Genomic DNA, 20924 nt, shown 5'->3' with positions numbered 1-20924 from the left:
ACGGCGTATTTCGGGCGGTGTCGGGCGTTCGGCGGGGAGAGGTGGAGGAACGGGCCGGGTTAGAGTCGCGTTGGGGGTTGTTCGCGCTGGTCCTTAGGATCCGTCCCGTGTCTTCACCTTCGCGTACTGGGCCGGACAGGTGTCCGGGAACGCTGCGGGTCCACGCCGCGGCCGATGGCGGGCTCGCCCGCGTGCGGCTGCCGGGCGGGACGTTGAGCGGGGCGCAGGCGGGCGCGCTCGCCGACGCCTCGCGGGATCTCGGGGACGGGCATCTTGAGCTCACGTCCCGGGCCAACGTGCAGATCCGCGGGCTCCGGGACGGTGTCGAGGGGGAGCTGAGCGAACGGCTCCACGACGCCGGGCTGCTGCCCTCGTTCACGCATGAGCGGGTGCGGAACATCCTGGCCAGCGTCCTGTCCGGGCGCGATGGGGGCTTCGCCGACGTGCGGCCCCTGGTGAACGAGCTGGACGCCGAGTTGTGCGCCGATCCGGAGCTGGCCGGGCTGCCGGGACGGTTCCTGTTCGCGTTGGACGACGGGCGCGGGGACGTCATCGCGCAGGGCGCCGATGTCGCGCTCTATGGGATCGAAGGCGGGTTCGCGCTCGTGCTCGCGGGGCGCGACAGCGGGCGACGGGCTTCGCCCGCGGGCGCCGTCGCGTTGATGGTCGAGGCCGCTCGGGCGTTCCTGCGGGTGCGGGACGGCGAGTGGCGGCTGAACGAGCTGGACGACCTCGGGGCGCTCGGGATGGGCGGGGACGCCGAACGGGTCGCGGTGCCGGAGACGGTGCGGCGGGTGCCGGTCGGGGTGCTGCCGCAGTCGGACGGGCGCGCGGCGGTCTCGGGGCTGGTGCCGTTCGGGCGGCTGGGGCCGGACGCGCTGGGGGAGCTGCGGGCGTGCGGGGAGATCATCGTCACTCCGTGGCGGGGCTGGTGATCCCCGACTTGACGGACGTGCCAGACTTCCATGGCCTGGTCACCGCGCCGTCCTCCGGTTGGGAGGGGCTCACCTCCTGCGCCGGGCGGCCCGGCTGCGCCAAGTCCCTCACCGACGTGCGCGCCGACGCCGCGCGCGTCCGCGAGGCGGGCGCCGCGGACGGCGGCCCGCCGGTGCACTGGGCGGGCTGCGAGCGGCGATGCGGGCGCCCCGCGGACCGGCACGTCGCCGTCGTGGCCACCCCCGGCGGCTACGAGGTGCGGCTCGGCGACGAGGTCCGCGCGCGGTCCCACGACCTGACCGCGACGGCCGCCGCCGTCGCGACGACACGGAGGAGTACGTGATCGACTACGTGCGCGACGGCGCGGAGATCTACCGGCGGTCGTTCGCGACCATCCGGGCCGAGGCGGACCTTGGCGGGCTGCCGGAGGACGTCGCCCGGGTCGCGGTCCGCATGATCCACTCGTGCGGGATGACGGACCTGGTGCGCGACCTGGCGTACTCGCCCGGCGTCGTCGCGGCGGCGCGGGACGCGCTGGTGGCCGGACGGCCCGTGCTGTGCGACGCCCGCATGGTCGCGGCGGGCGTGACCCGCAAGCGGCTGCCCGCGGACAACGAGGTCGTCTGCACGCTGGCCGACGAGCGGGTCCCGGACCTGGCGGCGAAGCTCGGCACGACGCGCAGCGCCGCGGCGATGGAATTGTGGCGCGGACGGATCGAGGGGCCGTGGTCGCGATCGGCAACGCGCCGACCTCGCTGTTCCGGCTGCTGGAGATGGTGCGGGAGGGGGCCGGGACCCCGGCCGCCGTGCTCGGCATCCCGGTCGGGTTCATCGGCGCGGCCGAGTCGAAGGCGGCCCTCGCGGAGTCGGGCCTGCCGTTCCTGGCCGTCCACGGGCGGCGCGGCGGGTCGGCGATGACGGCCGCCGCGGTCAACGCCATCGCCAGCGAGGAAGAGTGATGACCGGACGTCTGTACGGCGTGGGCCTCGGCCCCGGCGACCCCGAGCTGATCACGATCAAGGCGGCCCGGCTGATCGGGGCCGCCGACGTGGTCGTCCACCACGCGGCCCGGCACGGCCGCAGCATCGCGCGGTCGATCGCGGCATCGCACCTGCGGGACGGGCAGATCGAGGAGGCGCTCGTCTACCCGGTGACGACGGAGGCGACCGACGATTACCGGGGCGTTCTCGAAGCGTTCTACGAACGGTGCGCGGAACGGCTCGCCGACCATTTGGACGCCGGTCGCGACGTGGTCGTGCTCTGCGAAGGCGATCCGTTCTTCTACGGCTCGTACATGCATTTGCACAAACGGCTCTCGGGGCGTTATGAAACGACGGTCGTGCCGGGAGTGACGTCGGTCAGCGGCGCATCGGCGGAACTGGGGCGGCCCCTCGTGGAACGCGACGAGGTGCTGACCGTCCTGCCGGGCACGCTGCCGAGCGAGGAACTGGCCGAACGGCTCGCGCGGACCGACTCGGCGGCGGTCCTCAAGCTCGGGCGGACGTTCGGGGGCGTGCGGGACGCGCTGGAGCGGGCGGGGCGGCTGGACGAGGCGTGGTACGTCGAGCGCGCCACGTCCGACCGGCAGAGGGCCCTGCCCCTGGGAGACGTCGATCCGGCGAGCGTTCCGTACATGTCGGTGGCCGTCGTACCGAGCCGCGTGCACGAGGAGACGCGGCGGTCCCTTCCGAAGCCGGAGGCGGGCGGCGAGGGCGAGGTCGTCATCGTCGGCCTCGGGCCGGCGGGGCGGGAATGGCTGACGCCCGAGGCGCAGGACGCGCTGGCCGGAGCCGACGACCTGGTGGGGTACGTGACGTACCTGGACCGGGTGCCCGCCAATCCGCGGCAGCGGCGGCACGCGTCCGACAACCGCGTCGAGTCGGAACGCGCGGAATTCGCGCTGGCGCTCGCCGAGAAAGGCCGCCGGGTCGCGGTCGTGTCGTCGGGCGATCCCGGGGTTTTCGCGATGGCGGCGGCCGTTCTGGAAATAGCGGCCGAGGAACGGTGGAAGCACGTTCCCGTGCGGGTCCTGCCGGGTCTCACGGCGGCCAACGCGGTCGCGTCGCGGATCGGCGCGCCGCTCGGGCACGACTACTGCGTGCTGTCGCTGTCGGACCGGCTGAAGCCCTGGGACGTCATCGAGGCGCGGTTGGACGCGGCGGCGGCGGCCGACCTGGTGATCGCGATCTACAACCCGGCGTCGAGGAGCCGCGTCGAGCAGGTCGCGCGGGCGCGGGACGTCCTGCTGCGGCACCGCTCGCCGGACACGCCCGTCGTGATCGGCCGCGACGTCGGCGGCGACGGCGAGAGCGTGCGGGTCGTCCGGCTCGGCGACCTGGACGCGTCGGCGGGCGTCGACATGCGGTGCCTGCTGCTCGTCGGGTCGTCGCGCACGCGCGTGGCCGAACGCGGCGACGGCCGCACGACCGTGTTCACGCCGCGCCGCTACCCGACGGCGTGACGCGCGAGCCAGGCCGCGGCCTCCTCGACCGTCGCGGCCGCGGCGACGTCCGGGGGAGGGGCGGGCGGTCCACCATCACGACGGGCACGCCGAGGGTGCGGGCGGCGGCGAGCTTCGCGGCGGTCATCGCGCTCCCGCTGTCCTTGGTGACCAGGACGTCGATCGCGTGCTCGCGCATCAGCGCCAGCTCCTCGTCCACCGTGAACGGGCCGCGCGCGAGCACGGCCGCCATGCGGGGCGGCAGCGGCGGCTCCGGCGGGTCGACGGAGCGGACCAGGTACCAGCGGCGCTCGTCGCCCGCGAACGCGGCGAGGTGCTTGCGGCCCGTCGTGAGGAACACGCGCTCGCCCGGCAGGTCCGCGGCGGCGGCCTCCAGCGTCGGGACGCGGCGCCAGTCGTCGCCGGGCCCCTCCGTCCAGCCCGGACGGCGCAGCACGAGGAGCGGGAGGCCGGTGCGTTCGGCGGCGGTGACGGCCGAGTCGGTCATCACGGCGGCGAACGGGTGCGTGGCGTCCACCACGGCCCCGATGCCCTGGGTCTCCAGCCAGTCGGCGAGGCCGTCGGGGCCGCCGAACCCGCCGATCCTGACCAGGCCCGCGGGCAGCGCCGGATCGGCGGTGCGCCCGGCCAGCGAGCTGATCACCTCGTACGCGGGATCGGCGTCGAGGCGCGCGGCGAGCAGCCGCGACTCGCCGGTGCCGCCCAGCAGCAGTACACGCAACGTCACGAGAGCATGCTAGAGCCGTGAGCGAGCTGCGTTACGGATGGACGACCGGCGCGTGCGCCACGGCCGCGACCAAGGCCGCCCACACCGCGCTGCTGACCGGCGAGTTCCCCGACCCGGTGGAGATCGTCCTGCCGAAGGGGCAACGTCCCGCGTTCGCCCTGGCCGTCGAGGAGCTCGGCGACGGCGTCGCGACCGCCGGGATCGTCAAGGACGCCGGAGACGACCCCGACGTCACGCACGGCGCGCTGGTCCGTTCGACGGTGCGGCTCGGCGAGCCGGGGACCGGCGTGGTGTTCCGCGCCGGGCCGGGCGTCGGGACGGTCACCAAGCCGGGCCTGCCGCTGGACGTGGGGGAGCCCGCGATCAACCCCGTCCCGCGCCGGATGATGCGCGAGGTGCTCGGCGGCGCCGACGCCGTCGTGGAGATCTCCGTGGACGGCGGCGAGGAGCTGGCCCGCAGGACGTGGAACCCGCGGCTCGGCATCCTCGGGGGCCTGTCGATCCTCGGCACGACGGGCGTCGTCGTCCCGTACTCGTGCTCGGCGTGGATCGACAGCATCCGGCGCGGCGTGGACGTCGCCCTCGCGGCGGGCCGCGCGCACGTCGCGGGCGCGACCGGCTCGACGTCGGAGCGGGTGGCCGCCGAGCTGCACGGGCTGCCGGACGACGCGCTGCTCGACATGGGCGACTTCGCGGGCGCGGTGCTGAAGTACGTGCGGCGCCACCCCGTTCCGCGGCTGACGATCGCGGGCGGCATCGGGAAGCTCGCCAAGCTCGCGAACGGGCACCTGGACCTGCACTCCAAGCGCTCCCAGGTCGATTTCGGCGCGCTCGCCGCGCTGGTCGGCGAGGGGAGACCGCCGAACGGGTCCGGCACGCCAACACCGCGCTCGACGCGCTGCGCATCTGCCAGGCGGCCGGGCTGCCGCTCGGGGACCTGGTGGCCGCGCGCGCCCGCGCGGTCGCGCTCGACGTCCTGCGCGGCGCGCCCGTCGAGGTCGACGTCGTCGTCATCGACCGCGCCGGAACGATCGTCGGCCGCGCCCCCTGAACCCCTGGCTTCCTGTTCCCGGCGTGCCGGTCAGTCGCGGCGGCGGGCCGCCGAGTACAGGTGGCTGTCGGTGAAGTGCTCGGCGGTGAGGGCGCGGCCGACGATGATGACGGCCGTCCGCCGGATCCCGGCCTCGCGGACCCTGGCGGCGATGTCGGCGAGCGTGCCGCGCAGCACGACCTCGTCGGGACGGCTGGCGTACGCGACGACGGCGGCGGGGCAGTCCGCCCCGTAGTTCGGGACCAGCTCGTCCACCACGGCCTCGACGCGCTGCACCGCGAGGTGCAGCACGAGCGTGGCGCGGCTGCGGCCGAGCGTCGCGAGGTCCTCGCCCGGCGGCATCGGCGTCGCGCGCGCGGACGTGCGGGTCAGCACGACCGTCTGCGCGACCTCCGGAACGGTCAGCTCCCGCCCGAGCGACGCGGCCGCCGCCGCGAACGCGGGCACGCCCGGCGTGACCCGGTACGGGACGCCGGCCGCGTCCAGCCGTCGCATCTGCTCGGCCATCGCGCTGAACACCGACGGGTCGCCCGAGTGCAGCCGCGCGACGTCCAGCCCGTCGGCGTGCGCGGCGACCATCTCGGCGACGATGTCGTCCAGCACCATCCGCGCGGTGTCGACGAGGCGGGCGCCCGGCGGGCACCACTCCAGGACCTCGCGGGGACGAGGCTCCCCGCGTACAGGCACACCGGCGACGCGGCGACCAGGTCCCGGCCGCGCACCGTGATCAGGTCGGCGGCGCCCGGCCCGGCGCCGACGAAGTGCACCGTCACCGCGTCACCGCCCACTGCGTCACCGGCATCATCGTCCTCCATCCCGTGAACCCGCCGACCGGCGCGCCCCTGCTGATCGCGACGCGCGTGAGCTCGCCGCCGAACCGTCCGTACGCCTCGGCGACCACGCGTTCCGACTCGACGGTGACCGCGTTGACCACGAGCCGCCCGCCGGGGCGCAGGGCGTCCCAGCAGGCGTCCAGGACGCCGGGGACGGTCACGCCGCCGCCGATGAAGACCGCGTCGGGGGCGGGCAGGCCCGCGAGCGCGTCGGGCGCGCGGCCGGTCACCACGCGGAGCGCGGGAACGCCCAGCTCCGCGGCGTTCGCGGCGGCGCGCGCGGCGCGGTCGGGCTGGGACTCGACGGCCACGGCCCGGCAGGAGCGGTGCGCGCGCATCCACTCGATCGCGATGCTGCCCGCGCCCGCCCCGACGTCCCAGAGCAGCTCCCCGGGGACGGGCGCGAGGCGCGCCAGCGTGACGGCGCGGACCTCGCGCTTGGTGAGCTGGCCGTCGTGGTCGTACGCGCCGTCCGGCAGGCCCGGGACGGCCGCGTACCCCGCCGCGCCCGCGCCGGCGTCCTCGGGGTTCGCGGGCGGGCAGCGGATCGCGACGATGTTGAGCGGGTCGGGGTCGGGCGGCGGCGGGCCGATCCGCTCGCCGGGGGCCCCGAGGCGTTCGAGCACGGTGACCTCGGCGCCGCCGAGGCCGCGCCGGTCGAGCAGGGCCGCGACCTCGGCGGGCGTGGACGCGCCCGCGCTGAGGACCAGGATCCTGCGGCCGGGCGCGAGCGCCGCGTTCAGCGCGGGGAGCGGGCGGCCGACCGCGCTGACCACCTCGACGTCCTCCACCGGCCAGCCGAGCCGCGCGCACGCCAGCGACACCGACGACGGGTGCGGCAGGACGCGCAGGCGGCCGGGGCCGAGGAGCCGGGCGAGCGCGGCGCCGACCCCGTAGAACATCGGGTCGCCGCTCGCCAGCACGGCGACCCGCCGCCCCGCGTGCTCCTCGAACAGGCCGGGCAGCGCGGGCATCATCGGCGACGGCCACGCGACCCGTTCGCCCGCCACCCCTTCCCCGGCGGGGGCAGGAGCGCCAGGTGGCGCGGGCCGCCCATGACCACCTCGGCGGAACGGAGCGCGGCGCGGGCCGGTTCGGCGAGGCCCGCCCAGCCGTCCGCGCCGATCCCGACGACCGCGACGCGTTCGTCGCGGGAGCCCGCGAGGTCAGACATTGCCGAGGGCCCGGGTGACCGCGATCTCGATGACGACCCGGGACGGGTTGGCGCGCGGCGGCTTGTAGCGGTCGGTGTAGCGGCGCTCGGCGTCGGCGACGGACGCGGCGTCGGTGCGCAGGACGGCGCGGCCCTCCAGGGACGCCCAGCGGCGGCCGTCCACCTGCGTGACGGCGACGGGCAGCCCGTCCGGGCCCGCCGCCGCGACGTGCCGCGCCTTCGCCGAGCCGGCCGAGGTGATCACCCGGACGAGTCCGGCGGCGGCGTCGAGCGTCGCGCCGACCGGCACCACGTGCGGCGTGCCGTCCGGGCGGAGCGTGGCGAGCGCGCACACGTGCCGTTCCCGCCAGAACGCTAGGAGGCGCTCGTCGTCCAGCCCCAGCCGGTGCCGTGTCCCCTGCTGCATCTCATCCCCTCGTCCGCGTGACCAGCAGGATCCCAGAAACCGGGCATCGACCCCGAATCGGGACCGGCCGCCGGGCCGCCGGGGTCAGCCGGGCGCGGCGACCGGGTGGCCGAAGACCGCGTCGCGTGCGCCGTCGAGCGCGGTCAGCACGGCGCCCTGGAGGATCGCGTTGCCGTCCACGGTGCTCGCGCGGACCTCGGTCGGCGCGGGGACAGGGCTTGGAGCTGCTCGGCGACCCGTACGGCCAGGTCGTCGCCGCCCGCGCGGGCCGTCGAGCCGGCGAGCACGACCAGGCCGGGATCGAGGACGGCGACGAGCAGGAACGCGGCCTGCGCGACGCGCCGCGCGGCCTCGTCCGGGGAACGGCCGCCGAGCGCCTCGGGCAGCAGCAGGTCGCAGATCGTCGTGCCGTCCACGCTGAGCAGGCCGACCTCGCCCGCGCCCCCGGACGCGCCGCGCCGCAGCCGCCCGCCGAGCACGACGGCGCCGCCGATGCCGTTGTCGAGCCACAGCAGCGCGAAGTCGTCGCGGCCCGCCGCCGTCCCGGTGCGGTGCTCGGCGATCGCGGCGAGGTTGACCTCGTTCTCCAGGACGACCGGGACGCCGAGCCGCCGCGCGACGTCCTCGCGCAGCCCCGGATGCCAGCCGGGAACGGCGTTGTCGGCGGCCAGCTCGCCGGTGGACGGCGCGACGAGGCCCGGCGCGCCGATCACGACCGTGTGCGGCGTATGCGCGCCCGCGGCCTCGCTGACCGTGTCGGCGAGGAACGCCGGCAGACCGCCCCCGGCGGACGGCCGGGACCCGGCGGAACCGCCCGCGCCGGGGAGGGGGCGGCGGGCGGAGCCGACGACCGTGCCGGTGATGTCGGCGACCGTGACCTGGACGGCGTCGCGGCGCAGGTCGACCCCGGCGACGTGGGCGCGGCCCGCGACGATGCCGTACAGGCGGGCGTTCGGGCCGCGGCGGTCGCTGCCGCGCTCGCCGGTCACCTCGATCAGGCCGCCGTCGCGGAGCCGTTCGACGAGGTCGGACACCGTGGGCGGGACAGGCCGGTGAGCGCGCGCAGCTGCGGCGCGGTCAGCGGGCCCTGCTCCAGCAGCAGGTCGAGGGCCAGGCGGTCGTTGATCGCCCGCGCCATCGCGGGGGTCGCGGTCTGCACCCGGCCCATATTAGTCAGGAACCCTGCCTGATATCTCTTTTCATCAGGAAGCCTTCCTGTTAATTTGCTCGGCATGCACCACCACCGCGCCATAGCGATCGTGTTCGCCGTCCACGGGGCCGTCAGCGGCAGCCTCGCGACGCGCCTGCCCTGGATCCAGGACCACCTCGGCCTCACCCCCGGCATGCTCGGCTTCGCCCTGCTCTGCGCGCCGATCGGATCGTTCGTCGGGATGCCGATGGCGAGCCGCCTCGCCTACCGGATCGGCGCGCGGACCGCCGTGCGCCTGCTCCTCGCCCTGTGGTGCGCGGGCCTCGCGCTGCCCGCCCTCGCGCCCGTGCAGGTCGCGCTGTTCGGCGCGTTCGTGCTGTACGGGGCGACGGCCGGGATGTGCGACGTGGTGATGAACGGGCACGCCGTCTCGCTCGAACGGCGCCTCGGCCGGTCGATCATGTCCGGGCTGCACGGGATGTGGTGCCTCGGCAGCCTCGCGGCCGGGGGCGTCGGCGTGCTCGCCGCGCACAACGGCGTGGACGCCCGGCTCCACCTCGGCGGGGCCGCGCTCGTCCTGCTCGGCCTCGGCGCGCTCGCCGGGCGCGGCCTGTGGGCCGAGCCGCCCGCGCCGGGCGCGGCCGCCCCGCGCCGCTACGCGCTGCCGCCCCGCTCGATCCTGCTGGTCGGCCTGGTCGGGTTCGCCGGGACGTTCGCCGAGGGGTCCAGCGCGGACTGGGCCGCCGTCTACGTCACCGACGTCGCGGGCGCAGGACCGGGCCTCGCCGCCGCGACCTACACCGTCTTCATGCTGTGCATGGCGTCCGCGCGCCTCGCGGGCGACCTGCTCGTGCGCCGGTTCGGGCCCGTCGCGGTCGTCCGGGCGGGGGAGTCGCGGCCGTGCTCGGCGGCGCGGTCGTCGTCGCGTCCCGGACGCCCGTGCTGTGCACGGCCGGGTTCGCGCTGATCGGGCTCGGCGTCGCGGCGGTCGTGCCGCTGGTCTTCGCCGCGGCGGGCAACCGGGGGACGACACCGGGCGAGGGCGTCGCGGGCGTCGCGACGATCACGTACATGTCCGCGCTGATCGCGCCCGCCGTCACCGGCTGGGTCGCGGGCGCCACGTCCTACCCGGTCGCGTTCGCGGTCATCACCTGCGTCGTGGCGCTGATGACCGTGCTCGCCGGGGCGATGCGCCCGCCCGCGCCCGCCGCGACGGCCGACGCGGCGTCCCTGAGGGAGGTCGGCGCCTGACGCGCCCCGTCCGCCCGGCCCGCCGCGCGGTCAGTGCAGGCTGCGGACGTCGAGCTGGTAGAGCAGCCGGTCCACGACCTCGGGATCGACGCCCGGCTCGTTGCGCGCCGACAGGACGGCGCGCCGCGCGGCCGACATCATCTCCGACTGCACGCGCCGGAACGTCCGGATCTGCTCCGACCTCTGCTCGACGGCGCGGCGGCGCTCCTCGTCGGCCAGCTCCGGGCTCGCGCGGGCGCCGAGCGCCTGCACCTGCCTGTTCAGGACGTCCAGCATCTCGTCGGGCAGCACGCCCTCGCCGGCGATCTCGCGCAGCCGGTCGCGGGCGGCGCCCGCCGCGCGCAGGGCCAGGTCGCGCTCCAGGGCCCGTTCGGCGGCGGTGTCGGCCCGCACGCCGAGCCGCCGCACCAGCCACGGCAGCGTCAGCCCCTGGAGCACGAGCGTCGCGAGCACGACGGAGAACGCGATGAACACGATGGCGTCGCGGGCGGGGAACGGCCCGTCGTCCGTCCGCAGCGGGATCGCGAGGGCGAGCGCGATGGACGCCACGCCGCGCATCCCGGCCCACCACATCACGATGGTCTCCCGCCACGTCGCGGGCAGGTCGGCGTCGGCGTCCATCGCGCGGCGCGCCCGCCGGGCCGCCCACGCGGCGGGCATCAGCCACGCGAGCCGTACGGCGAGGACGACGCCGGTGATCGCCGCGCCCCAGACCAGCAGGTCGCCCCGGTCGCCCCCGGCCTCGCCGAACAGGTTGTGCAGCTCCAGCCCGATCAGCCCGAACGCGACGCCGGTGACCAGGGTGTCGACGACGTCCCAGAAGCTGCTCCCGGCGAGGCGGCCGAGCACGTCGTCGGCGTCGGCGTCCACCTCCGACAGGTACAGCGCGGTCGTCAGGACCGCGAGCACGCCCGACCCGGCGAACTCCTCCGCCAGCGCGTAGCTCGCGAACGGCAGGATCAGCGACAGGCCCGTCCGGGTGTTCGCGTCGCCGAGCAGGCCCATCAGCCGTCCGCCCGCCCAGCCGATCGCGAGCCCCGCCGCGACCGCCACCACCGCCGACAGCACCAGCCGGCCGAGCCCCTCCGGCCAGGAGAACGCGCCCGTCACGGCCGCCGCGATGGCCACGTGGTACAGCACGATCGCCGTGACGTCGTTGAACAGGCCCTCGCCCTCCAGGATCGACACCAGCCGCCGGGGCAGCCCGAGCGGCCCCGCGACCGCCGTCGCCGCCACCGGGTCGGGCGGGGCGATCAGCGCGCCGAGCGCGACGGCGGCGGCGACCGGCAGGCCCGGCACGAGCGCCTGCGCGGCGGCGGCCACCACCGCGGTCGTCACGAACACCAGGGCGACCGCGAGCAGCACGATCGGCTGCCAGTTCGCCGCGAACTGCCGCCACGACGTGCGCTTCACCGCCGCGTACAGCAGCGGCGGCAGGACGAGCGGCAGGATCAGCTCGGGCTCGATCCGCACGTTCGGGACGAACGGCAGCAGCGCCAGCACGATCCCGATCAGGGTCATCAGCACCGGCGAGGGCAGCCCGAGCCGGTCCCCGAGCGGCACCGTCAGCACGGCGCCGAGCAGGAGGAACAGCAGCAGCACGAACTGGTCCATCGCAGTGCGGATGCCCGCGCCCGGGCCCCGCCGCCCCCGCCCGCCGAACCTTGACCGCTCGATGATCACCTCGTGACGTACACTGGCCGCATGTCCACGCCCCGGATCTCCTAGCTCAGGACACCGCCTCCACGCCACACGTGTGTCCTGAACCGATCCGGAGCGTCACCCAATGATCACCCTTCGCGGCGCCGACGTGCGCGCCGGCGCCCGCCTCCTGCTCTCGGGCGCCACCGCCCATGTCGGCCCCGGCGACCGCGTCGGCCTCGTCGGCCGCAACGGCGCCGGCAAGACGACCCTGCTCACCGTCCTCGCCGGCCTCGCCCGTCCCTCCGCGGGGACGGTCACCCGCACCGGCCCCGTCGGCTACCTGCCGCAGGACCCGGCCGCCGCCGATCCCGCCGCCACCGTCACCGGGCGCATCCTGTCCGCCCGCGGCCTGGACGAGGCGGTCCGTTCGCTGCGGGCCGCCGAGACCGAGATGGCCGAGGCGCGCGGCCCGTCCGCCCAGGACCGCGCGATGCGCCGCTACGCCCGCGCGGAGGCCGCCTTCCAGGCCGCCGGAGGGTACGGCGCGGAGGCCGAGGCCGCCCGCATCGCCGCCGGGCTCGGCCTGCCGGACCGCGCCATGGCGCGGCCGGTCGGCGACCTGTCCGGCGGGCAGCGGCGGCGGGTCGAGCTGGCCCGCGTCCTGTTCGGCGAGCGCGGCGTCCTGCTGCTCGACGAGCCCACCAACCACTTGGACGCCGACTCGGTCGCGTGGCTGCGCGGGTTCCTGGCGTCCCACGCCGGAGGGCTCGTGCTGATCAGCCACGACACCGGCCTGCTCGACGCCGTCGTCAACCGCGTCTGGCACCTCGACCCGGCGCGCGCCGCGCTGGAGGTCCACAACACCGGCTGGGCGACGTACCTCGCCGACCGCGACGCCGACGAGCGGCGGCGGGCCAGGCTGCGCGCCGCCGCCGAGCGCAAGGCCGCCGCGCTGCACGCGCAGGCCGACAAGATGCGCGCCCGCTCCGCGACCGCCGTGCGCGCCAAGGACATGGCCCGCCGCGCCGACCGGATGCTCGCGGGCCTCGAACCCGTCCGCCGCGCCGGGAAGGTCGCCCGCATCCGGCTGCCCGAGCCAGCCCCCTGCGGGCGCACGCCGCTCGGCGCGGTCAGCCTCGCCAAGGCGTACGGGCCGCTGCCCGTCCTGACCGGCGTGGACCTCGCCGTGGACCGGGGGAGCCGGCTCGCCGTCCTCGGGCTGAACGGCGCGGGCAAGACCACGCTGCTGAAGATCCTCGCCGGACGGGAGGCGCCCGACTCCGGGCGCGTCGTCCGCGGGCACGGCCTGCGCCTCGGCTACTTCGCGCAGGAGCACGACACCCTCGACCCGGAGCGGACCGTCCGGCAGAACCTCGCCGCCGCCGCGCCCGGCCTGGCGGACGCCGAGGCCCGGCACATCCTCGGCTCGTTCCTGTTCACCGGGGACGACGCCGACAAGCCCGCCGCCGTCCTGTCCGGGGGCGAGAAGACGCGGCTCGCCCTCGCCGGGCTGGTCGCGTCCCGCGCGAACGTCCTGCTCCTGGACGAGCCGACCAACAACCTCGACCCGGAGTCGCGCGAGGAGGTCCTCGCGGCGGTGGACGCCTACCGGGGCGCGGTCGTCATGGTCACCCACGACGAGAGCGCGATCGAGGCCCTGCGCCCCGACCGCGTCCTGCTCCTGCCCGACGCCGTCGAGGACCTCTGGAACCCCGGCTACGCCGACCTCGTCACCCTGTCCTGAACGACGTCTAGGACGTCTAGGAGGTCGGAACGGGGCAGGAGGTGGGCGAGGCGGTGGGGTGGGGGAGGGGGAGCGGGGTTCGCTGCTGGGCGGGGAGTCGCCGGGGAGGCCGTAGACGCGGACCCAGTCGACGTTCATGGTGACCCACTTGGGCGTGTCGCGGGTGCGGCAGAAACCCTTGCCGCGGTCGCAGACCTGGTCGTTCTGGAGGGCGAGGCCCATCTTGGTCTGCTTGGGAAGGAGGGGGCCGGTGTAGGTCCACACCTTGCGGCCGTCGATCCAGAAGACGAGCTTTTCCGGACGCCAGTCCAGGGCGACGGTGTGCCAGCGGGTGAAATCGACCTTGACGGTCCGCTGCGCTTGGGCGTCGTTCTCGCCCTGGTGGACGAACAGGCCGGTGGACTTGCGGGTGGGGTCGATGACCTCGGCGAAGTTGATCTCGGCTTTCTCGGGCCGGCCGAAGTGCTCGGGCCAGAGGAGCGCGACGGCGGAGTAGCCCGTGCCGGCGTCGGCGCGCATCCGGACCTCCCAGCGTCCGTAGCGCTGGTTGAGGTGGGACGCGATGCCGCCGGAGAGGTCCTTGCCGTCGTAGAGGCCGCCGGTCAGGTGCAGCATGCCGTCCTTGACGGTGGTCGCCTTGGCGGTGCGGGGGTTGACCTTGGCCGCGGGGGAGTCGTACACGAGCCACTTGCTCGTGTCGACCTCGGTCCCGTCGAAGTCCTCGGAGACGACGGGCCGTCCCCAGCCGCTCGTTCCCCCGCCCGGCGAACGGCTCGGGCCGCCGCCTGGCCCGCGCGTCGGCGGAGAGGCCGGGGCGGGGCCGCGCCGGCGGGTGTTGTGGGCCTTCATGACGGCTTGCAGTTCGGGGTGGTCGGCGAGGGCGGGGCAGGCCCACGCGTCCTGGCGGCCCAGGAGTAGGAGACGTCGAACGCCGGGGACGGGGCGTGACGGTCCCAGCGGTCGAGCATGGCCCGGAGCTGCGCCGGTCTCGGCATCCGCCAGGTCTTCTCGCCGTCCGCGCAGGTCTGCCCGAACGTCTGGAACACCGGGACGATCATGCGGCGGGGGAACCCGGCGGCGTCGGCCTGCCGCACCATCCGGTCGATGACCCCGAGGTCGCAGCCGTCGCCGTCCACGCGGCACGGGTACGGGTCGACCCCGATCAGGTCCAGGTGCGTCTCGGACGGCCGGAGCGGCGACATCTCCCAGTCGGTCAGCGACGCGAACGCCTTCTGCCCGGGCGCGCGCTCGTGGACGATGTCGGCCCGCTCACGGATCTTGGCGGCGATCCCCGGGCACTCCTTGGGGTTCGGCTCGTCGGACAGGTACCAGCCGTACACGCGCGGGTCGTCCGCCAGGCGCTCGACGGTCTCGGCGAACGCGCCGGTGTCGGCGATCTCGAAGTCGCCGCAGGTGGTGTTGCCGACCCACAGCATCGCCTTGGCGCCCTTCGGCAGCGACGCGATCTCGTCCTCGTCGGGATCGACGTCGAACAGGTCGTAGCCGAGGCCCGCCGCCTTGGCCCGGTCGCCGGCGGGCATGTTCAGCGCCAGGTGCCGGGGGCCGGCGGCGAGCGAGGACGCGGCCCGGCGCGCGTCGGCGCCGCCGGGCGAGGGGGCGGCCAGGTAGCCGGTGAGCGCTCCGCCCAGGGCGGCGACTGCGGCGACGGCGGCGAGGTGCGTTCTCATCTGCTCTCCCGGCATCGGTGATGCGGGCGGAACGGTCTCGCCCAGTATCGGCCGGGAGGGGGCGGTGCGTCCGGCGTTGACGGAAAGCGGCCACACGTTAGGATGATGACGTTGACGTCAGTGTCAATGCGCAGGTGGGAGGCTTGGTGAGCGGCATTCTGGTGGCCAACCGCGGGGAGATCGCCGTCCGCGTGATCCGCGCCGCGAGCGAGCTCGGCCTGCGGACCGTCGCGGTGCACGCCCGCGACGACGCGGCCTCGCTGCACACCCGGCGCGCCGACGAGGCCCGCGAGCTGCCCGGCGAGGGCGTGCCCGCCTACCTCGACGGCGAGGCCGTCATCGCCGCCGCCCGCGCGTCCGGCTGCGCCGCCGTCCACCCCGGCTACGGCTTCCTCAGCGAGAACGCCGCGTTCGCCCGGCGCTGCGCCGAGGAGGGCCTGGTGTTCGTCGGGCCGCGCCCGGAGGTGCTGGAGCTGTTCGGCGACAAGGTCCGCGCCCGCGCGCTCGCGGAGGAGCTCGGCGTCCCCGTCATGCCCGGCACGGCGGGGCCGACGAGCCTGGACGAGGCGCGCGCGTTCGCGGACCGGCACGGCGCGGTGATGCTGAAGGCGCTCGCGGGCGGCGGCGGGCGCGGGATGCGCGCGGTCCTCGACCCCGCCGAGCTGGACGAGGCGTACGAGCGGTGCCGCTCCGAGGCGCTCCAGGCGTTCGGCGACGGCGGCCTGTACGTCGAGAGGCTGCTGGCCTCCGCACGCCACATCGAGGTCCAGGTCGTCGGCGACGGCGACGGGAACGTGCGCCACCTGTGGGAGCGCGACTGCGGCGTCCAGCGCCGCCACCAGAAGCTGGTCGAGGTCGCGCCGAGCCCGTCCCTGGACGACGCGGTGCGCGACCGGCTGCTCGGGGCCGCGCTCCGGCTCGCGGGCGAGGTCCGGTACGGGGGCCTCGGCACGTTCGAGTTCCTCGTCGGCGCGGACGGGTTCTGGTTCATCGAGGCCAACCCGCGGCTCCAGGTCGAGCACACCGTCACCGAGGAGATCACCGGGATCGACCTCGTCCAGGCGCAGATCCGGCTGGCGTGGGGCGCGTCGCTCGCGGACGCCGGCGTGGACCGCACGCCGCCGCCGCGCGGGTTCGCCGTGCAGGCGCGCGTCAACCTGGAGACCCTCGCCGAGGACGGCACGCCCCGTCCGGGCGCGGGCACCCTCACCGCGTTCGCGCCGCCGTCGGGGCCGGGCGTCCGGGTCGACTCGTACGGCTACGCGGGCTACCGGGCGAGCCCCCGCTACGACTCGCTGCTCGCCAAGGTCATCGCGCACGCCCCCGACTTCGCGGGCGCCACCGCCAAGGCGTACGCGGCGCTCGGCGAGTTCCAGGTGGAGGGCGTCCCGACCAACATCCCGCTGTTGCAGAGCATCCTCGCCCACCCCGGCTTCGCGGCGGGCGAGTGGGACACCTCGTTCGTCGCCGCGCACCTCGGTGAGCTGCTGCACGGCGCGCACCGCCGCCTCTACTTCGACGCGCCCGCGCCCGGGACCGCGCGCGAGCCGGACGGGGCGGACGCGCCGGTCGCGGCCGAGGGCGACGCGACCGTGACCGCGCCGATGCAGGGCATGGTGATGAGCCTGGACGTGGCGGAGGGCGACACCGTCCCCGCGGGCGGCCGGCTGATGGTGCTCGAAGCGATGAAGATGGAGCACGTCGTCCGCGCCGGCCGCGCCCTGACCGTCACCGCCGTCCTCCCGGCGGCGGGCGACCTGGTCGAGGAGGGCGCGCCACTGCTGTTCGGGACGCCCGCGGACGGACTCGGCGCGGAGCCTGAGAACGACGACGGGGCCGACAGGGCTGACAGGGCTGACAGGGCTGACAGGGCCGACGGGGCCGACGGGGCCGACTGGTCCGCGGAGGTCGCAGAGATCCGCCGCCGCCACGAGCTGGCCCGCGCGATGGGCGGCCCGGCGAAGGTCGCCAGGCAGCACGGCGCGGGCCGCCTCACGGTGCGCGAACGGATCGCGGCGCTCGCCGACGCCGGCAGCTTCCGCGAGATCGGCGCCATGACCGGCTTCGCCGAGTACGGCTCGGACGGGAACGCGGCCTCGGTCCTGCCCGCCAACTTCGTCGCCGGCACCGCCCGGATCGACGGCCGCAAGGTCGTCCTCGGCGCCGACGACTTCACCGTGCGCGGCGGGTCGGGCGACGCCGCGATCCACGACAAGCAGGTCTTCTCCGAACGGTACGCCCGCGAGACGCGGCTCCCGGTCGTCCGCCTCCTCGACGGCGCGAGCGGCGGCGGCAGCGTCAAGATGGCGCAGGAGGCCGGGTTCACGTACGTGCCCGTCAACCCCGGCTGGGACGCGGTGGTCGACAACCTCTCGCTCGTCCCGGTCGTCGCGGCCTGCCTCGGCCCGACGGTCGGGCTCGGCGCGGCCCGGCTGGTCATGTCGCACCTCGCCGTCATGGTCGAGGGCGTCGGCCAGCTCTTCACCGCCGGGCCGCCCGTCGTCCTCGGCGGGACGGGCGAGGACCTGACCAAGGAGGAGCTCGGCGGCGCCGAGGTGCACCGGGGCAACGGCGCGGTCGAACGGTTCGTCCGCACCGAGGAGGAGGCGTTCGGCGTCGTCCGCGCGTTCCTGTCGTACCTGCCGGGCAGCGCGTTCGAGCTCCCGCCGGTCGCGCCCTGCGACGACCCGGCGGAACGGCGCGAGGAGTCCCTCCTCCGGGCCGTCCCGCGCGACCGCCGCCGCCCGTACCGGATCGAGCCGGTCCTCGACGCGGTCTTCGACGCGGGGTCGGTGTTCCGGTACGCCGAGTACGGGGCGGGACGGTCACCGCCCTCGCCCGGCTGGACGGCCACCCCGTGGGCGTCATCGCGGCCGACCCGTTCAAGGGCGCCACGATGTCGGTCGAGGGGGCGCAGGCCGTCACCCGCCTCGCCGACCTGTGCGAGACGTTCCACCTGCCGATCGTCAGCCTCACCGACCAGGCGGGGATGACGATCGGCAGGGCCGCCGAGCGGCGCGCGACGATCCGGCACGGGGCCCGCGCCATCGCCGCCGTCTACCAGGCCCGCGTGCCGCAGGCCGAGCTGGTGCTGCGCCGCGTGTACGGGGTCGGCGGCGCGGGCATCGTCAACCGGCACCGGCCCGGCCGGAGCTGGGCCTGGCCGTCCGGCGACTGGGGGTCGCTGCCGGTGCGGGGCGGCGTCGAGGCCGCGTTCCGCGCGGAGCTCGAAGGCGCCGCCGACCCCGAACGGGAGGTCGAGCGGATCCGCCGGGAGCTGGAGGCCGTCGCGTCCCCGTTCCGCACGGCGGAGCACTTCGGGATCCAGGACATCATCGACCCGCGCGACAGCAGGGCCCTGCTGTGCGACTGGGTACGCGACGCCTACCGGCTGCTGCCCGAGCAGACCGGTCGGCCCTCGTTCGGCACCCGCCCGTAAGGAGAGGACATGAACGAACGGGACCTGGCCGCGCCGCTGCGCGCCGGGGGCGAGATGGTCGTCGAACGGCTCGACCACTGGGCCGCGGCGGCGGGCGACCGGCCGTTCTTCCACTACGGCGAGGACGGCGTGACGCTGACCTACCGCGAGTTCGGCCGCCGTACCGACGCGATCGCCGGGAACCTCGCCGCGAACGGCATCGGCAAGGGCGGCCGGGTCAGCGTGTTCTGCGTCAACCCGCTGGCCGCCGCCCTCGTCATGTTCGGCGCGTGGAAGGCGGGCGCGCTCTACTGCCCGTCAACTTCGGCTACACCGGGCGGCTGCTGGCTTACCAGCTCGCCGACACCGCGCCGGACGCGATCGTCACCGAACCCGCGCTGCTGCCCGCGCTCAACGAGGTCGCCGGCGGCCTCGCCGAGCCTCCCGCCGTCGCGGTGTACGAGGCGCCGCCCGGCGCGCACGACCACGGCGCGGAACGGCCCGCGGCGCACCCCGCGCTGCGGGAGATCCCGTGGGCGGACCTGACGCGCGACGCGCCCCGGCCGGACGTGACCCTCGCGTACGACGACCCCGCCAACGTCATCTACACCTCCGGGACGACCGGCCCGGCGAAGGGCGTCGTGCAGCCGTTCCGCTGGCTCGCCCAGTACACCTTCAACCTGCGCCTGCCGGTCACCCGCGACGACGTCATCTACAACGACCTGCCCATGTACCACGTGGGCGGCGCCATCGCCAACGTCGCGCGGGCCGCTTGGGCCGGCTGCGAGGTCGCCGTCTGGAACCGGTTCAGCCCGAACGACTTCTGGCGGCGCGTCGAGTCGCGCGGCGTGACGACCGCGATCCTGCTCGACGTGATGATCCCCTGGCTGGCGAAGGCGCCGCAGACGCCCGGCGACCGCCGCAACACGCTCACCAAGGCGCACATGCAGCCGCTCCCGGCCGGGCACGCGGAGTTCGCGCGGCGCTTCGGCATCGACTTCGTGACCGCCGGGTTCGGGCAGACCGAGTCGGGCGCCCCGCTCGGCGTGATCATCGAGGAGACGGCGGCGGGCGAGGGCACCCCCGCCGACCTGTACCGCGGCCTGACGCACGCCGAGGTCGCCGCGCTCGCCGCCGAGCACGGCGTGCCGTTCCTGCGGGGCGCGGACGCCTCGCGCAAGGGCCTGATGGGACGGCCGAGCCGGTTCGTGGAGGCCGCCGTCCTCAACGAGCGCGACGAGGAGTGCGCCGACGAGGAGCCCGGCCAGCTCGCGCTGCGGCCCCGGCTGCCCGCCCTCTTCATGGACGGGTACCTCGGCAGGCCCGAGGCGACGGCCGCGGCGTTCCGCAACCTGTGGTTCCACACCGGCGACGCCGCGGTCCGTTCGGCGGACGGGCTCTTCTACTTCGTGGACCGGCTCGGCGACCGCATCCGGGTGCGCGGCGAGAACCTCTCGTCGTTCCAGGTCGAGGACCTGCTGAACCAGCATCCCGGCGTGCGGTACTGCGCGGCGTTCGCCGTCCGGAGCGGGGAGGGCGACGAGGACGACGTGGTCGCCTACGTGGTGCCCGCCGAGGACGACGGCGCGCTCACCGAGGACGACGTGCACGCGTTCGCGCTGGAGACCATGCCGAAGTTCATGCGCCCCCGGCACGTCCGGATCGTCCCGGACCTCCCGCGCACCCCCACCAACAAGATCGAGAAGTACCGGCTGCGGGCGCGGATCCTGGAAGAGCTCGGCGGATGAACGCGGAGCAGGCGGAGCAGGCGCCGCAGGCGGCGTGGGCGGCGGCGCGGACGTCGCGCGAGGGCAGGGAGCACGAGACGCGCTCCCTGCTGGTCGGCTGCGCCTCGCGGGTGTTCGCGCGGCGCGGCTACGCCCGGACGACCATCGCCGACATCACCGCCGAGGCGCGGGTCGCCCGCGCGACGTTCTACGTCTACTTCGCGTCGAAGGAGGACGTGTTCCGCGCCGTCGCGCTGGGCGTGCGCGACGCGTTCCTGGCCGCGCACGAGATCCCCGGCGTGGACGAGGACGACCCGTACGAGCTGGCCCGCGAGTCCAGCGCCGCGTTCCTCGCCGCGTACGCCGCGAACCTCGACCTCATGACCGTCATCGAGCACCAGGCCCTCGCCGACCCCGGGATACGCGACGTCTGGCACGAGATCCAGGAACGGCCCCTGCGCCGCACGGCCCGCTACATCGAGCGCATGACCGCGCAGGGGCTCGCGCGCCCGGCCGCGCCCGCCCGCGCGGTGGCGGAGGCGACGATCGGGATGTTCGCGCGGTTCGCCCGCACGGCCCCGCCGACCGCGAGGGCTTCGACCGGACCGTCGACCAGCTCACCGCGATGTACCTGCGGCTCCTCGGCATCCCGGAGGCGCCGCCCGGGGCCGGAGGTGACCGTGCGCGCGGAACGGGGATGACTGGGCGCGCGGA

17 protein-coding genes and 6 pseudogenes are annotated in these 20924 nt (G+C 75.7%); 13 read left to right on the top strand and 10 right to left on the bottom strand.

The window, feature by feature from the left end; translation table 11 throughout:
• The first annotated feature begins 107 nt into the window (after positions 1 to 107).
• The 4 genes and pseudogenes from GEV43_RS48910 to GEV43_RS45425 all read left to right on the top strand — a co-directional run bounded on the left by GEV43_RS48910 (position 108) and on the right by GEV43_RS45425 (position 3397).
• Complete coding sequence (locus GEV43_RS48910) at positions 108 to 935, top strand: hypothetical protein (RefSeq protein WP_206681729.1); 828 nt, start codon at positions 108 to 110, stop codon at positions 933 to 935.
• An 8-nt stretch (positions 936 to 943) separates the two neighbouring features.
• Positions 944 to 1279: a hypothetical protein gene (locus GEV43_RS52970; RefSeq protein WP_241684531.1), complete on the top strand. Its 336-nt coding sequence runs from the start codon at positions 944 to 946 to the stop codon at positions 1277 to 1279.
• A pseudogene (locus GEV43_RS48905) lies at positions 1276 to 1895 on the top strand (precorrin-8X methylmutase). The gene GEV43_RS52970 and the pseudogene GEV43_RS48905 overlap by 4 nt, the downstream one beginning before the upstream one ends.
• Entirely contained in the window at positions 1895 to 3397 is a 1503-nt protein-coding gene (locus GEV43_RS45425; RefSeq protein ID WP_160826772.1) for a precorrin-2 C(20)-methyltransferase, read from the top strand. The pseudogene GEV43_RS48905 and the gene GEV43_RS45425 overlap by 1 nt, the downstream one beginning before the upstream one ends.
• On the opposite strand, the gene GEV43_RS45420 is transcribed toward GEV43_RS45425, so the two are convergent.
• On the bottom strand, positions 3369 to 4124 hold the full coding sequence (locus GEV43_RS45420; protein ID WP_160826771.1) for a cobalt-precorrin-6A reductase: 756 nt from the start codon (positions 4122 to 4124) through the stop codon (positions 3369 to 3371). The two genes, GEV43_RS45425 and GEV43_RS45420, sit on opposite strands and share 29 nt — an antisense overlap.
• 17 nt (positions 4125 to 4141) lie before the next feature.
• On the opposite strand from GEV43_RS45420, the pseudogene GEV43_RS52965 reads away from it, so the two are divergent.
• Positions 4142 to 4915: pseudogene (locus GEV43_RS52965) on the top strand (cobalt-precorrin-5B (C(1))-methyltransferase); the annotation flags it as partial.
• A 290-nt stretch (positions 4916 to 5205) separates the two neighbouring features.
• On the opposite strand, the pseudogene cobM reads toward GEV43_RS52965, so the two are convergent.
• The 6 genes and pseudogenes from cobM to GEV43_RS52955 form a co-directional block, all read right to left on the bottom strand.
• Positions 5206 to 5948: pseudogene (gene cobM / locus GEV43_RS45410) on the bottom strand (precorrin-4 C(11)-methyltransferase).
• Positions 5945 to 7018: a precorrin-6y C5,15-methyltransferase (decarboxylating) subunit CbiE gene (gene cbiE / locus GEV43_RS45405; RefSeq protein ID WP_309240335.1), complete on the bottom strand. Its 1074-nt coding sequence runs from the start codon at positions 7016 to 7018 to the stop codon at positions 5945 to 5947. The pseudogene cobM and the gene cbiE overlap by 4 nt, the downstream one beginning before the upstream one ends.
• The gene (locus tag GEV43_RS55755) at positions 6982 to 7182 is read right to left on the bottom strand and encodes a hypothetical protein (protein WP_309240334.1); all 201 of its coding nucleotides are present in this window, start codon (positions 7180 to 7182) and stop codon (positions 6982 to 6984) included. The genes cbiE and GEV43_RS55755 overlap by 37 nt, the downstream gene beginning before the upstream one ends.
• Positions 7175 to 7588, bottom strand: a complete 414-nt coding sequence (locus tag GEV43_RS45400; protein WP_160826770.1) for a pyridoxamine 5'-phosphate oxidase family protein — start codon at positions 7586 to 7588, stop codon at positions 7175 to 7177. The genes GEV43_RS55755 and GEV43_RS45400 overlap by 8 nt, the downstream gene beginning before the upstream one ends.
• A 143-nt stretch (positions 7589 to 7731) precedes the next feature.
• The gene (locus GEV43_RS52960; protein ID WP_309240333.1) at positions 7732 to 8622 is read right to left on the bottom strand and encodes an ROK family protein; all 891 of its coding nucleotides are present in this window, start codon (positions 8620 to 8622) and stop codon (positions 7732 to 7734) included.
• Positions 8583 to 8747, bottom strand: coding sequence for a hypothetical protein (locus GEV43_RS52955; RefSeq protein WP_241684530.1), 165 nt, complete (start codon positions 8745 to 8747; stop codon positions 8583 to 8585). Before GEV43_RS52955 ends, GEV43_RS52960 begins: the two co-directional genes overlap by 40 nt.
• Before the next feature lie 73 nt (positions 8748 to 8820).
• Between GEV43_RS52955 and GEV43_RS45390 the strand changes: the two genes are divergently transcribed.
• On the top strand, positions 8821 to 9705 hold the full coding sequence (locus GEV43_RS45390; RefSeq protein WP_206681728.1) for an MFS transporter: 885 nt from the start codon (positions 8821 to 8823) through the stop codon (positions 9703 to 9705).
• Positions 9639 to 9989: a hypothetical protein gene (locus GEV43_RS48900; protein WP_206681727.1), complete on the top strand. Its 351-nt coding sequence runs from the start codon at positions 9639 to 9641 to the stop codon at positions 9987 to 9989. Before GEV43_RS45390 ends, GEV43_RS48900 begins: the two co-directional genes overlap by 67 nt.
• Positions 9990 to 10019: 30 nt before the next feature.
• Here the strand turns inward: GEV43_RS48900 and GEV43_RS45385 are convergent, their stop codons facing one another.
• Complete coding sequence (locus GEV43_RS45385; RefSeq protein ID WP_160826769.1) at positions 10020 to 11603, bottom strand: Na+/H+ antiporter; 1584 nt, start codon at positions 11601 to 11603, stop codon at positions 10020 to 10022.
• 172 nt (positions 11604 to 11775) lie between these two features.
• On the opposite strand from GEV43_RS45385, the gene GEV43_RS45380 reads away from it, so the two are divergent.
• Positions 11776 to 13377 carry an ABC-F family ATP-binding cassette domain-containing protein gene (locus GEV43_RS45380; protein ID WP_175251216.1) on the top strand — a complete coding sequence of 534 codons (1602 nt, stop codon included), beginning with the start codon at positions 11776 to 11778 and terminating at the stop codon, positions 13375 to 13377.
• A 261-nt stretch (positions 13378 to 13638) separates the two neighbouring features.
• Here the strand turns inward: GEV43_RS45380 and GEV43_RS56870 are convergent.
• Positions 13639 to 13992 (bottom strand): annotated as a pseudogene (locus GEV43_RS56870) (glycoside hydrolase family 16 protein); the annotation flags it as partial.
• A 230-nt stretch (positions 13993 to 14222) separates the two neighbouring features.
• On the bottom strand, positions 14223 to 15065 hold the full coding sequence (locus GEV43_RS45370; protein WP_160826768.1) for a hypothetical protein: 843 nt from the start codon (positions 15063 to 15065) through the stop codon (positions 14223 to 14225).
• A gap of 146 nt (positions 15066 to 15211) precedes the next feature.
• Between GEV43_RS45370 and GEV43_RS45365 the strand changes: the two genes are divergently transcribed.
• The 5 genes and pseudogenes from GEV43_RS45365 (at position 15212) to GEV43_RS45355 (ending at position 20911) form a co-directional block, all read left to right on the top strand.
• Entirely contained in the window at positions 15212 to 18058 is a 2847-nt protein-coding gene (locus GEV43_RS45365; protein WP_206681726.1) for a biotin carboxylase N-terminal domain-containing protein, read from the top strand.
• Positions 17947 to 18504: pseudogene (locus tag GEV43_RS53525) on the top strand (carboxyl transferase domain-containing protein); the annotation flags it as partial. The gene GEV43_RS45365 and the pseudogene GEV43_RS53525, both read left to right, overlap by 112 nt.
• 9 nt (positions 18505 to 18513) lie before the next feature.
• Positions 18514 to 19709 (top strand): annotated as a pseudogene (locus tag GEV43_RS56865) (AMP-binding protein); the annotation flags it as partial.
• A gap of 75 nt (positions 19710 to 19784) precedes the next feature.
• Positions 19785 to 20231: a hypothetical protein gene (locus GEV43_RS56860; protein ID WP_375539160.1), complete on the top strand. Its 447-nt coding sequence runs from the start codon at positions 19785 to 19787 to the stop codon at positions 20229 to 20231.
• Positions 20228 to 20911 carry a TetR/AcrR family transcriptional regulator gene (locus tag GEV43_RS45355; protein WP_206681725.1) on the top strand — a complete coding sequence of 228 codons (684 nt, stop codon included), beginning with the start codon at positions 20228 to 20230 and terminating at the stop codon, positions 20909 to 20911. Before GEV43_RS56860 ends, GEV43_RS45355 begins: the two co-directional genes overlap by 4 nt.
• The last annotated feature ends 13 nt before the right edge of the window (positions 20912 to 20924 follow it).

It is taken from the genome of Actinomadura sp. J1-007, from assembly GCF_009793335.1.
Classification (GTDB): domain Bacteria; phylum Actinomycetota; class Actinomycetes; order Streptosporangiales; family Streptosporangiaceae; genus Spirillospora; species Spirillospora yumaensis.
The sequence above is the reverse complement of the archived record's forward strand: the minus strand, read 5'-3'. Positions and strand labels throughout refer to the sequence as shown.

Coding starts and splice junctions, on each gene's coding strand:
- GEV43_RS45425 (WP_160826772.1), top strand. CDS start 1,895: ATGACCGGACGTCTGTACGGCGTGGGCCTCGGCCCCGGCGACCCCGAG.
- GEV43_RS55755 (WP_309240334.1), bottom strand. CDS start 7,182: ATGTCTGACCTCGCGGGCTCCCGCGACGAACGCGTCGCGGTCGTCGGG.
- GEV43_RS45400 (WP_160826770.1), bottom strand. CDS start 7,588: ATGCAGCAGGGGACACGGCACCGGCTGGGGCTGGACGACGAGCGCCTC.
- GEV43_RS45390 (WP_206681728.1), top strand. CDS start 8,821: ATGCACCACCACCGCGCCATAGCGATCGTGTTCGCCGTCCACGGGGCC.
- GEV43_RS45385 (WP_160826769.1), bottom strand. CDS start 11,603: ATGGACCAGTTCGTGCTGCTGCTGTTCCTCCTGCTCGGCGCCGTGCTG.
- GEV43_RS45380 (WP_175251216.1), top strand. CDS start 11,776: ATGATCACCCTTCGCGGCGCCGACGTGCGCGCCGGCGCCCGCCTCCTG.
- GEV43_RS45370 (WP_160826768.1), bottom strand. CDS start 15,065: ATGAGAACGCACCTCGCCGCCGTCGCCGCAGTCGCCGCCCTGGGCGGA.
- GEV43_RS56860 (WP_375539160.1), top strand. CDS start 19,785: ATGGACGGGTACCTCGGCAGGCCCGAGGCGACGGCCGCGGCGTTCCGC.
- GEV43_RS45355 (WP_206681725.1), top strand. CDS start 20,228: ATGAACGCGGAGCAGGCGGAGCAGGCGCCGCAGGCGGCGTGGGCGGCG.